Source organism: Nostoc sp. ChiQUE01b, from assembly GCF_034531255.1.
GTDB lineage: Bacteria > Cyanobacteriota > Cyanobacteriia > Cyanobacteriales > Nostocaceae > Nostoc.
Window position 1 is genome coordinate 1 of sequence record NZ_JAVRBM010000137.1, and the last position, 13,097, is coordinate 13,097.

Below are 13,097 nucleotides of genomic sequence, written 5' to 3' on the forward strand. Positions count from 1 at the left end.
AGGCGGTCTCAAAGCCTTATATATACTTGCTTGCAAGTTTTAGGACGGGTCTATTTGTCGCATTCTTTTTCTAACCGCACGATCGCATTATAATCAGGAACTCCTTCAAGCGATCGCTTACTTTTATCTAGTAGCACATTCCCTTCTGGCCAATGTACTTGCAAGTTTCCTGACTGAATTGGCGCAATGTAGACTTGACAGCATAACTCGCCTAAATCATTCTTAAGAATTACCTTATCCCCATCTTTTAAACCCAACAGTGCCGCATCAGCCGCATTCATCAGCACCGCCTCTCGCATCGCCCCAGTAATTGCATCCTTGCGTTCCTGCACCATACTATTAAATTGTTTGCCTCGGCGCGTCGCTAATAAGAAATAGCCTTCTGGTAATTCTCTTTGGCGTGGCAATAATACGCCAAAGTGTGCCTTCCCATCGGCTGTCGGGAAATTCCAACCAAAGCACAAATGTGAGCCACCATATTGAAACTGATCGCCAGCTTGCTGTAAGTGTTGAATACCAGCATATTGGGGGACGACTTGAGCTATCTCTTGACGGATAGCAGCAGTGTTAGCAAAAGCTAGCTTATCTGCTAAATCTGGTTTTACCCGCCTTGCCAATTCTAAAAATACTTCCCACTCTGGACGCGCTTCTCCAATCCGCGGCCCCGGAATTTCTGGACTGAAAATTACTCGGCGTTCGGTGTTAGTTTCTGTGACTCCTCCTGGTATTTCGTAGCGAGTTGTCGCAGGTAACAGCACCACAGTATCAGCAGGTTCCACCAACATTTGGCTGGAGAGAACAATATCTATATGTACCCGTAGAGGTATTTGCTTCAACGCTGCTTCCACATAATCTGGTTCTGGCAGTACTTCTAAAAAATTCCCACCCACAGAAAACAACACTTCTAATTCTCCCTGATGTGCGGCGTTAATCATTTCTGGAGCAATTAAACCTTTACTTGCTGGCACTTCAAAGCCCCAATGTTGACTCAATTGGGCAGCATTTTCTGGGGTGATGGGTTTACCACCAGGAAATACTGTGGCGTAACATCCCATCTCTGCACCACCCTGCACCCCAGAGTGACCACGAATTGGCATTAAACCGCAGCCTTCTCGACCGACAAAACCTTTGGTGAGAGCTAGATTAATGATACTTCGTACGTTATCTTCGCCGCATTCATGCTGAGTAATGCCCATACTCCAAACAAATACGGCTTTATTAGCTTCTTTGACCATTTTGGCAAAGGCGTACATTGACTCGCGGGATGTTCCAGAAAGCCGCTCTAATTCTTCCCAAGATTGGCTCTCTAACGATGCTTTGAGTTCAGCAAAGCCAACTGTGTATAAATTTATAAATGACTGGTCTACCCAGTTGTTAGCAATTATATGTTTAATAGTGCCATTTAAAAATGCTATATCCCCGCCCATATTAATTAAGAAGAAGTCTTCGGCAAACTTTGTACCGAAAACGGCACTTTCTACAATTGAGGGCACCCAGTAACGCTCCATTCCTGGCTCACGGTAAGTATTAATAACTACAATCTTAGTGCCAGCTTTCTTGGCATAATGGAGATACTTCACAGTAACAGGCTGATTGTTAGCAACATTCGAGCCAATGAAGACTAATAAATCAGTGCCAATCCAGTCTTTATAAGAACAGGTGGTAGCCCCAGCACCCAAAGCAGCTTTCAATCCTGCTGTACTGGGAGAATGGCAAATGCGGGCAGCATTATCAATATTATTGCTTCCCATTGCTCGTACAGCTTTTTGGGTGGTATAATAAGTTTCGTTGACAGTACCGCGACTGGTAACATAGAAACTGAGACGGTCTGGTGTAGTAGTGCGGATGCGATCGCTAATTACCCCTAAAGCTTCATCCCAGCTCACACGGCGAAAGCCTTTTTCACCTCGTTGACGAATCATCGGGTACGGAAGTCTCCCCAAGTCGCGCAATTGGGCACTTTTTTGTTTCTGTAACTGCGAAACATCTTCCAATAGCACAGGGTCAAAAGCTGGCATTGTATTCATCCGCAACAGCCGCAACCGGACATTGCAAAGATGAATACCATCTAAAGTCCAATCTTTCATCCCGGTTGTTCCCAGAGCGCAACCATCGCATACACCTTTATTTAAGATATTCCACGTGTATGGTAGTTTGTCACGAGACAGCCAGATTGCCCGAAATACCTCCCAATAGTTGTTGGGGTACTGTTCGCCAATCCCGAAAGGCTTCCAACTTGCCCAGTGCTGGGGTGTCCAGTGCTTTTTGGGTTTAGGTAACATGATGCAATGTATGTAAGTGGCTGGATTCTTCAAGGCTAGCGTTTTAAGTAGCATTTAAGTAGCAGGCGGTTAAAAATTTAGACATATAGCAAGGACTGGGGACTGGGGACTGGGGACTGGGTGAAAAGTCTTTTTGTGTCTAAGTTTTATCATCTGTTGATGTCCTAATCTATGCTTCGATTGCTATAGAAGGTAAAAACTGAGAAGATTAACTTCTTGTGTCTTAACGACAACTTAAATGTTTATAAGCACAACTTCAGCCGTAGTAACAACAGTTTAAGCGTTACTTGTAGCATTTGGAACGTTATTAACCACAGCTTCCGGCTTGATAATAACAGCTTCAGCCGTAGTAACAAAAACTTAAGCCTTACTTATCACACCAGGCTCATTGATAAGCAAGGATTAATTCGTAATAACAACAGCTTAAGCTTTAATTATCACACTAGAAACGTTATTAACTAGAACTCCTTCTGTAGTTAATACAGAAGGAGTTCTAGTTACTACAGCTTTAATTTTTTAAGTTACAGCGTTTAGTACAGTGTTATCAAATCCCTTTGTATCAGAATTATTCCTCTTTTCTCTCCCTCTGCGTACTCAGCGTCTCTGCGGTTTTTTAATCATTCAGATACTACCGGATTTGATATGATAACTGATCAGCAGTCAACACAGAAATTTTTTTAAATCTTTAAAACAGTAGTTGAAATAAAAATCCCTGCCACAGACAGTTGACAGGGATAGCAGTTTTTAACTATAGCTTTTCTCTTAGCTAACAAAATCTTTGTGAGCAGCGACAAGCATTTGAGCTTGCCTTAAAACGTTTCCGAATAAATAAAAAGGAATCTGCCAAGCTGCAACGGTAACTTCTTTGACTATATCTTGTACACTAATTGCAATTAATTCATGCTCTGGTGGCTCTCCCTCAACAGTACCAGACCAAGTAAAAGCTAATAAGAAATTATCGTCTCCAGGCAAGGATGCAATCAAACATTCTTCTGGTGTTGGTTCGCAAATAATTCCATAATCATTTGCAAGTTCTACTAATCTTTGAAAGTTGTTTTTGTTTGTCATTTGTCTTTTGGGTGTAATTGAATCTCAGTTTTAGAAGAAATCATATTTTGAACTCCACAACTCAACTTAGTTGCTTCATACCATCAATTAAAAATTACGAATTATTAAGGAGTTATTGGAGTTAGATCGGGCTTAAGTCCAAAATCTTACCGCGATCGCTTGGTTCTATCAGCAACAATTGTTACTGTTTTAGAAAAAGCTAGACTACCTACTTTTTCGGTTTACCCTATTTACATACACCTCCCATTTCAATATTGATGCTCTAATCTCACCCAAGCTGACGCAGTGCATTGAGAATTGCGTCAGCTTTTGGGGGAACTGCTGTAAACCGAAGCAGAAAAAGATGCTCGTCAACATGAGATTGTTCAATCACCTTGGCATAGATATGTTCTTCTTCTGTAGCCATTTCTGCTTCAATCAATAACTTGAGTTTAAGATTACTCAAGAGTTCTAAAGAATGGGGCGATCGCAGCTGCGCCTTTTTTTCTGAGAGGCTAATCAATTCCCCCATAAATACTGTTCCTACTGCATGTTTCCCCTGCAAAATGGTATATTTTACAGGTATTTCTTGATTGAGAATGAGCATTTCTTCTTCTTCATCAGGCAAGAATAAATTATATTTACCACCAATGCCACGAATTTCACAAATTGTCACAGGGTATTTTATTCCTTTAGGTTCTATTTGTAGTTGTCCAGCAATTTGGAGGTCAATATTGGCATCCTTACAGGTATTTTCAGAAATTAAAATCTGTCCTCCTACTGTATAAGATTCAATTCGAGCAGCCAAATTAACATGGCTGCCAATAACTGTATATTGAGCGCGTTTTTGAGAACCAACATTTCCCGCCACAGCCTCACCTGTATTAATCCCAATTCCCATTTCCAGGATTGGGAAATTCATTTGCTGATTTTGTTCGTTCACTTGCTGCATTGCCAATTGCATAGCAATAGCACAGGCGATCGCTCGTTGAGAATCATCTCTGCGACTAATTGGCGCACCAAAAATTACAAAAATCCCATCACCCATAAACTCATTAATCGTGCCTTTATACTGATTAATCACATCTGTCATTGTTCCCAAATAAAGATTCAAAATCTTTACTACTTCTTCCGGGGGCAATTGTTCGGAAATAGCCGAGAATCCTCTTAAATCAGATACGAGAACTGTAACTTTTCGGCGTTCTCCTCCCAGCTTTAACCCAGAAGGAGTTTCGAGGATATTAGCGACGATTTCATCAGTTAGATAGCGACCGAGGGTTTTTCGCATCTCGGTAGCACTTTGGGCAATATACTGAGTGAGTGCGATCGCAGAACCTGCAAAAGCCAGCAATGAAGGGATAACAGGAATCCACCAACCAGCCAAAAACGCCAGAAAACTGCTACCAATTAAACCGCCACCTGCAAGACTTACAGTAACAGCCATCAAAGTTTTCTGGTTGCTACTGTGGCGTTGCAGCCAACACAAGCTAGCACCAATAATTGACCAAATTAAAATCAATAAACATTCTAACGGGTTAGGTAAACACTTAATCAACGGACGACCTTCCATCGCCGTACTTAAAATTTGACTAATCAAATTAGCATGAATTGTTACACCCGCCATTCGTTCTGGGTCAGTCAAGACATTACTGCTGTAAGGCGTATAGAATAGATCCTTCAAACTCTCAGCAGTAGCACCAATTAATACCACCTTGTCTCGCATTAAATCTCGTGGAATGCGGTTCTCTTGCACTTCACTAAGAGAGACTTTATTAAACTGCTGTATCCGTCCTCGGTAGTTTAACAGCACTTGATAACTCCCAGCATCAGCTCGGACGTAACCCCCATCATTAGCTTCAAAAATCGGGAAAACACCCCGATTTAACTGCAAATAATTAGAGTTAGTTGCCGATGGCTTGGCAGTAATACCTTCAGGTTTCAAGTACAACAATGCCAGTTTTAACCCAAAACTTTCCAGAATTTCGTCATTATTTAAATTTACGTACAATAATGCTCGCCGAATTTTGCCATCTCCATCTATGGGTAAATCATTCGACCCAATTTGATTAAGTTTCTTCAGTTCTGGAGACGAATCAACCGCCGAACTATCAATAGTATCAGAGACTTTTTGGACTCCAATCAAATTAGGAGTAGACTTAAACACCTTAAGTAAATCTTGATAACCGGGATTGACGGGTAAATCACGATAAATATCTAAACCAATCGCTCTGGGTTTTTGCTGTTTGATTTTCTTTAACAAACTAGCAAGTTTTCCATCAGGCATAGGCCACTGTCCCTGCTTGCGGACATCTGCCTCATTAATCTCAACTATGACAATACGAGTATCAGCCGACTCTGGTGGACGCAAGAGAAAAAATTGATCTAGTGCTGCCAATTCCAACAATTGCAGTAATCCAGTCAAGCGGATTGCAATCACCAGGGCTGTAATATTGGGAACAGCAAGTAAAACACCCCGCCATTGCCAGATGTGCGGTTTCAGCTTTGCCCACATAATATTTAGTGCTGAGAGACGCGATTAATCGCGTCTGTACAAGAGTTGGGAGTTGGCAATTTTCCCTCAATCCAATGCCCCGTGCCCAATGCCCCATGCTCTTCTTTTGTAGATGTGCAACAATCAATTAATGGTTCGGAAGCGATCGCACTCAAACCTACTGACTTGAAAAATTGTCTCCAATCTAGCTTTGCTTTGAAATTATTCGGCTCAGTCCGGCGTAGCTGCACTAAACTAGTCAGCGCTTCATGCCAAATCCCAGCTTCTGCATAGATAGTGGGCAACTTGTACAAATTTGCCTTTGCTAACGCTTGCGACAAAGTTGCTCCGGGCTGAGTGCGTTCCACCCAACCTTCTACAGTGGGATTTTCACTGTTGTCTTGATGATCACAAACAATTGTTAGATACCAATGATAAGTTTTACCTACAGTGAGTGTAGGGGCACTGTCAGGAAGTTTAAAGCTAATAATTCCCGGTTTATTTGGAAGTGTAAAAGAGGTTTCATAAAATACGTTCTGGTCTTCAGTCAAAAGCAGAAACTTGGCTGTTTTGAGTTTAGATGGAGGTATATACCAGAAAAATGTTGGATGTTGAGCAAATGTCAGCCCTAATTTATCTGGAGGTATTAAGGGAATTATCAATTTTTTGCCTGTTAGACAAGAGCTACCACGGGTAGAACCACCAGCACTTGCAGGAGGTTTTCCTCGCTGTGGTGGCTTAAATGTTTGACTAATTTGCCAAGTTTTATTGGAATGATACGACTGAGCTTGTACCTGTGCTGTGAAAGCAGAAAGCAAATACAAAGGTAAAGAAAAGGCTACAAAATATAGAGATGGTTTCATCCATTTCATATTGATAATGCCTGAGTTCTAGATTAGTCAAGTGAATAAATCAAGTATTCCCAAAAGCAGAGTCAGATTTTCCACTCAACTACAGAACTATTTATTGGGGATTGGGGATTGGAGATTGGGGATTGGGCACAAGAGGCAGAGGGGAAAGACTTATTACAACTTCTCTTCTGCTCCCCCTGCTCCCTCATCTCCCCCTGTTCCCCCACTCTCCCACTCCCCTCTCCCTACTTAAATATATGGTGAAACATCTTCACCGCATTTATCTGCTAAATAAGAGAGGGCGCGGAAACGTAAGCCTACCAGTTGCTCATATAACGGGTTAATTTTACACATCGGTGGGATATGCACAATCTTGCGTCCAAATAGGGTGACATCTCGTTCAAAGGGACACTGGGCGGGAATCATTTTACACAAAAAGCGTGCTACTCTTGGGTCTTGGATATCTAGCCCATCGAGCCAGTCTTGCAGGGGGTGTAGGGCATTGATTTGACGCTTTGTCAGCCCAGTGCTGGCGATAGTGGGGGTAATTTGCTGTGGGTGTTCCAGAGTGTGGCGAAGGGCTTCCAGTAACTTCTCTGGCTGTTCCAAGGCTTGACAGAACTGTTGCAGAACCTCATCTTCGCTGGGAGAATAAATACCATCTGCGATCGCTACCATCACCGCTGTCCTTAAGAAATTTTCTGCGGCTGGTGTACCTTTACCCAAGGCTGCGGCTAATTCCTCTGGGGTAATTATCTCTAGTGAGTCGCATTTAATCTTAGGAGCTAATTCATTTTTGGTGATGCTGGCAATTAATTCCTGTTCTTGATCGTCAAAATTACCATCAGCCCAAGCAATAGTAAGCAGTCCACGCAACCAAGCGGCAATCTGTTCGTTGCTGTAGGGGGATTGAACGGTACTTGTCATAAACTCACGTCTCAAGCTTTCCTCAGTCACTACTACGCTACCCTAACCAATGACTATGAAGATAGTGGAAGCAGCACAGAAAAATAAATCAGAGAAGTTCTCAAATCGCAATAGCTGGTCTTAAGGTAAAATCAATTTATACCGTTATTGAGAATTTTTATACTTAAATTGAATTCGATTGGAGTGCCTCAAATATTCATAAGGTTTAAGACTGTAATTTGCGTTACAGAGTGATGGAGTTTTCTAAGTATGCGAACCTGCCAGGTGAACTAAGCTGTTGCGCCTACAATTTGCATATTCTAGAGAAGAATATAACTTAATGTACAGGTTGCTATGCCGGCTAAAGGCTTTCTAAGCTTAGAACAAAAACAGCATTTACAAAACTTATTAAAACAGAGCGATCGCTGTGAGATGAGAGAGCGAGTTTTAATACTGTTATTGATGAATGATGAGAGAAGACAAACAGAAATAGCAGAATTAATTGGTTGTTTGCGGAGGACAGTAGCATATTGGTGTGTGCATGGAAATCCAGATAAAATAGAAAGCTTAGAAGACGGAAGAAGAAAAAGAGAACAGAGAAAAGTTAACCAAGATTATCTAAATAAACTATTAGAAACAGTAGATAAAGAACCAAGTGAACTAGGATATGAATTCGGAAGATGGACAGCAGAAAGATTAGCGACCTATTTAGAGAAAGAAACCGGGTTAAAATTAAGTGGTTCGCAAGTGAGGAAAATCTTAAAAAGAAAAAAGTATGCTTACCTCTGGGCAAAGTATAGTCTAGAAGACAGACAAAATCCAGAGAGAAGAAAAGAATTTAAAGAAAAGTTTCAAAATTATTTAGCAAGAAGCAAAGAAAACCCCAGGCTTTATCAGATATGGTTTTGGGATGAAAGCGGTTTTAGTTTACGAGTGTTGAGAAGGAAGACTTGGGGTAAAAAAGGCAAAAGAAAAAAGGTAACAGGTAGACCTAGTAGAGGTCGAGTAAACATCATGGAAGCAGTAATACAACAACTTGCGTTATTGGTAGACGATACAAACGATACAAGCGTACCCAATAATCTAGCATCCGCAGGGGTAGGGGTGGCGTAGATTCTAGTTTAGTTTGAAATTCTAGATGCAGAATGCGTCCTTGTAGTTGTAAAAATGTGACATAATCAGCGCGAATTGGTTCAATACTCAATTCGGTTTTGAGGACTTTGACACAAGTTTGTGGTGTTCCTAATACCCAACTGGCAAAGGTAGCTGGATGTTTTTCCGACAGGAGTTTGCAGAGGTTATCAAAGGACATTGACGATCGCCAACAATTGAACGAGGTATTGTTATTATCTCATTATCTCGTGCAGTGGTTTGAGTAGGCGATGTCTACGACGGGCTATTCGGCGTCGCACCATCGCTCAGGGAAGCTCATTATTATACTCTGGGCGTATCTTTTTAAATTCCTGTAATAATTACATTAATATTCCATTTCTAGCTAGGTTGAGTTATCAGACGATAAAAAGATAACTGTAGCGGTTCCTGTTTTACTAGTAAAAACCTAACTCCCTTCTCTTTCCCTACTAAAGAAAGAGCAGAAAGAGCCTTTATATCTAAATAAAATTACGAATTACGAATTACGAATTATACAAATGTATCTACACATAATTAAAAAGCGATCGTCGCCCTTTTTCCTTTTTCCCTTTACCCTGCTGTTGACTCTCCTCCTCGCCCTGCCTTGGGCGAGTGCGAAAGAACAGCCTCGCCCAAAGCCAGAAGCATGGCAGATTAACGCTATTGTTACTGCCCTTGATGATGGACATGATGGAGTAAAGAAACTCGCTTTTGAAAAATTCAATGAATATGATCTAGAAAATTTGAAATCGGTGGTTCAGAAACCAGAAGATATTGCTCAGAAAGCTGCCAAAATCCTCAAGGATAAAACCGTTGACTCAATTGTTCGTTCCGGTGCAGCAGAGGCATTGGGAAATCTGGGGGAGGCATCCAAACCCTACGTCAAAGATATCGCTGACATCCTCAAGGATAAAATCGTTGACTCAAATGTTCGTTCCAGTGCAGCAGAGGCATTGGGAAATCTGGGGGAAGCAGCCAAACCCTACATCAAAGACATCGCTGACATCCTCAAGGATAAAACCGTTGACTCAAATGTTCGTTCCAGTGCAGCAAAGGCATTGGGAAATCTGGGGGAGGTAGCCAAATCCTACATCAAAGACATCGCTGATATCCTCAAGGATAAAACCGTTGACTCAAATGTTCGTTCCAGTGCAGCAGTGGCATTGGGAAATCTGGGGGAGGCAGCCAAACCCTATGTCAAAGATATCCTCGACTTCCTCAAGGATAAAACTGTTAACTTTGAGGTTCGTCACGATACAGTAGTGGCACTAGGAAACCTGGGAGAGGCAGCCAAACCTTACGTCAAAGACATTGCTGACATCCTCAAGGATAAATCCGTTAACTCCGATGTTCGTTACGGTGCAGCAGAGGCATTGGGAAATCTGGGGGAAGTTGTCAAACCGTATGTTAAAGACATCCTCCACTTACCCCAAGATGAACTCGTTGAAGCAATTTCTGGGAACTCTCTAAATTCTGCATTTGAAAACCTGGGGGAGGCAGCCACACCCTACGTTAAAGACATCGCTGACATCCTCAAGGATAAAACCGTTGAATCCTATGTTCGTGAGGGTGCAGTATTGGTGTTGGGAAATCTGGGGGAGGCAGCCACACCCTACGTTAAAGACATCGCTGACATCCTCAAGGATAAAACCGTTAACTCCGATGTTCGTTCCAATGCAGCATCGGCATTGGGAAATCTGGGGGAGGCTGCCAAACCCTACATCAAAGACATCGCTGACATCCTCAAGGATAAAACCGTTGACTCAGATGTTCGTTCCAGTGCAGCAAAGGCATTGGGAAATCTGGGGGAGGCAGCTAAACCCTACGTCAAAGACATCGCTGACATCCTCAAGGATAAAACCGTTGACTCAAATGTTCATTCCAGTGCAGTATTGGTGTTGGGAAATCTGGGGGAGGCTGCCAAACCCTACGTCAAAGATATCCTCGACTTCCTCAAGTATAAATCCGTTGATTCAGATGTTCGTTACGGTGCAGCACAGGCATTGGGAAAGATAGAACAACTTAACCTGAATCATGTTGCAGTAATTCTGGATAGTATCTATTACGCAGGTCAATCAGAATTTGAAAAGTGGCGATTTTTGACATATTTCCTGGGTCGCGGCACTGATGAAGTCAAAACACTACTTATATGGCTGGGTTTTCCTGATAGCAAAACGATTCCTCTTCAATTAAGCCACGATCGCGGTGATAAAACTCTCAAAATCTTTGCCCAAGTCTGGGAACCTAGCCAAGGTTTAGCACGATTACGGGAAGACTTAGCAAAGCAAATTGCTGTAGTTGCCAGAAAAGTCCATTGGCAACCACAAGATATTGTGATTTTAGAAACTCACTACAACAACCTCAAAAAAGCCGGCTACAACGAAGCTGATTCGCTGCAATCAGTCATAGTTAACCTCAAAACTTGGCAGTGGTTGTTCAACGCCAGAACTACTATTTTGATTCACGCTGCCTTTTGGCTTGCCCTCATCTTCGCTTACCCCAAATTTCTCCAAGTCCAAGCCATCTTCTTCTGGAATCCTTGGGTAAGGCGCATTCTCGGTGTCGGCTACGTCGGCTTAATTCTCACCTGGGTTCCCTTTTTCCGTGAAAAGTTATTTGAACCCTTCAAGCCTTCCCTACTAGCCGATGCCGGGTTAGATAATTTTAACCCCGAAGCTTACTTCCCAAATTCTAAAGTGAAAGTTCCCGGTGTAGACGAACCCGTACCAATTACCCAAGTGCTACCTAGCATCAAAGGACAAGTCATCTTGGAAGGTGATTCTGGCTTGGGTAAGTCAATGTTTCTGCGCTATTTGGTAAAAACTTCTGGGCGGCTTGTGGTTTATCTACCTGCACACAAATGTGACAAAGGGGTAATTGAGGCAATTCAAGCCAAGCTGCACGGACAAGCACAAGATGCTGATTTTCTCAAGAATTTAATTTACAGTGGTGCATTAGATATCTGCATTGACGGACTCAATGAAGTTACTGCCGACACCAGGGCAAAAATCTGCCAATTTGCCGAAAGCTATTTTCGGGGTAACATCATCATGACCACCCAACCCCTAGAGTGGACACCACCCTCAACAGCCAAAATATATAAATTGCTCCCCCTTGAGGAACCACAAATTCAGCAATTTCTGATTTCCCGTCAGCCACGACTGCCCAAAAATGCCAAAGTTCAAGGTACTAATTATGAGCAAGCCACTGCTAGTTTTTTAACCAAAGCCCTCAGTAATCAGCAATCACCACAAGAATTAACCGCGATTGAGAAGGTTCTCTCTAATCCAATGGATTTAACTGTGGTAGCCCTGATGTTATCCCAAGGCGAATACCCCGATTTGTTTCACTTGCAACAACATCAATATAATTTGATGGCAGCCGAATATTTGCAAGAGTGGAACCAGGAATTTCCCCTAAAAAAATTCTCCGATGCTGTCTATCAAATGCGGCTCAAGGATGAGCAAGCGTTACCTGCGGATGAATTTTACCAGGTATTACAGTCATTGGAAGACGATAAATATAAAATGGTTGTCAGCCGTCAGTGGCAAGACGAAAAAGGCGAAGCCAAGAGAGAATGGTATTTCCGCCACGACAAGATTATGGATTTCTTTTTGGTGCAAAGCTTTCTCGGCGAGAGTGAGGAAGCTAAGAACCGTCTCCTTGACCACATGGACGACCCCCGTTTTCGTGGTGTCTACTTTTTGCTAGCAACCTTACTCCCGTTAGATGCTGCAAAAGAACTGAAGGAAAAATTAGTTCAATACGCCGCCGATACCAAAGACCATACTGTGAGTGATACCTTCGTGCAATTGTTGCGACCAAGGTCGTGATATTAATTCGTAATTCGTAATTCGTAATTCGTAATTGAGAAAGAGACTTATAATCTGAGGGAAAATTTTTTATTTAATTAAAATGAGTCTTTTAGCTCCATTAATAAGTCTTTGATATTAAATACATTGCGATCGCTGCTTAAGCATATAAATTGAGACACAGCGATGTCTGACCACAAGCCGCTTTGCACCTACGCCAGACTACAGGAATGTCTAGCGATCGCAGATGTTCTGCATTCCCAATTCCAGAAAGCATCAGCAGTTTAGCTGAATCGAACGCGCCAGCAGTGATTAGTTTAAAAAAATCTGACCTTTGACATCATATAGAAAAGCTAACGCTAAACCTAAATCCTGAGCAAGCTTTCTTACTAGGGAATGGAAGCGAGGTTTTCTAGATAAGAGTGAAAAGTCAGATATTAGAATGAGTGAAAAAAGAGATTGTGTTTGTCCTACCGCCAAGTAGAATCAATGCTCAGTTCATCTGGAACTAAACTTAATAAATAAGTAAGTCGGCGGAAAAATTTATAGTTATGTAACAAAAAGTTAAGGAGAATGG

Annotated in this window: 7 protein-coding genes and 2 pseudogenes; 3 read left to right on the forward strand and 6 right to left on the reverse strand. The window is 42.1% G+C overall.

What is annotated here, in order from left to right; genetic code table 11:
• Positions 1-50 precede the first annotated feature (50 nt).
• From RMY63_RS39665 to RMY63_RS39685, 5 genes are all read right to left on the reverse strand, one after another.
• Positions 51-2,282 carry an FdhF/YdeP family oxidoreductase gene (locus tag RMY63_RS39665; RefSeq protein ID WP_322733919.1) on the reverse strand — a complete coding sequence of 744 codons (2,232 nt, stop codon included), beginning with the start codon at positions 2,280-2,282 and terminating at the stop codon, positions 51-53.
• Positions 2,283-3,044: 762 nt separating this feature from the next.
• Complete coding sequence (locus tag RMY63_RS39670; RefSeq protein ID WP_322733920.1) at positions 3,045-3,350, reverse strand: hypothetical protein; 306 nt, start codon at positions 3,348-3,350, stop codon at positions 3,045-3,047.
• A gap of 268 nt (positions 3,351-3,618) precedes the next feature.
• On the reverse strand, positions 3,619-5,841 hold the full coding sequence (locus tag RMY63_RS39675) for an adenylate/guanylate cyclase domain-containing protein (protein WP_322733921.1): 2,223 nt from the start codon (positions 5,839-5,841) through the stop codon (positions 3,619-3,621).
• 5 nt (positions 5,842-5,846) lie between these two features.
• Positions 5,847-6,692 (reverse strand): DUF928 domain-containing protein, encoded by an 846-nt coding sequence (locus tag RMY63_RS39680; protein ID WP_322733922.1) that lies wholly within the window; start codon positions 6,690-6,692, stop codon positions 5,847-5,849.
• 228 nt (positions 6,693-6,920) lie between these two features.
• Entirely contained in the window at positions 6,921-7,598 is a 678-nt protein-coding gene (locus RMY63_RS39685) for a Mo-dependent nitrogenase C-terminal domain-containing protein (RefSeq protein ID WP_322733923.1), read from the reverse strand.
• 333 nt (positions 7,599-7,931) lie between these two features.
• On the opposite strand from RMY63_RS39685, the pseudogene RMY63_RS39690 reads away from it, so the two are divergent.
• Positions 7,932-8,603, forward strand: a pseudogene (locus RMY63_RS39690) (IS630 family transposase); the annotation flags it as partial.
• On the opposite strand, the pseudogene RMY63_RS39695 reads toward RMY63_RS39690, so the two are convergent.
• Positions 8,593-8,862 (reverse strand): annotated as a pseudogene (locus tag RMY63_RS39695) (hypothetical protein); the annotation flags it as partial. The pseudogenes RMY63_RS39690 and RMY63_RS39695 sit on opposite strands and share 11 nt — an antisense overlap.
• Here RMY63_RS39695 and RMY63_RS39700 point away from each other — a divergent pair.
• Both RMY63_RS39700 and RMY63_RS39705 read left to right on the forward strand, forming a co-directional pair.
• Positions 8,798-8,956, forward strand: a complete 159-nt coding sequence (locus RMY63_RS39700) for a hypothetical protein (protein WP_322733925.1) — start codon at positions 8,798-8,800, stop codon at positions 8,954-8,956. The pseudogene RMY63_RS39695 and the gene RMY63_RS39700 overlap by 65 nt on opposite strands.
• A gap of 270 nt (positions 8,957-9,226) precedes the next feature.
• The gene (locus RMY63_RS39705; RefSeq protein ID WP_322733924.1) at positions 9,227-12,541 is read left to right on the forward strand and encodes a HEAT repeat domain-containing protein; all 3,315 of its coding nucleotides are present in this window, start codon (positions 9,227-9,229) and stop codon (positions 12,539-12,541) included.
• The last annotated feature ends 556 nt before the right edge of the window (positions 12,542-13,097 follow it).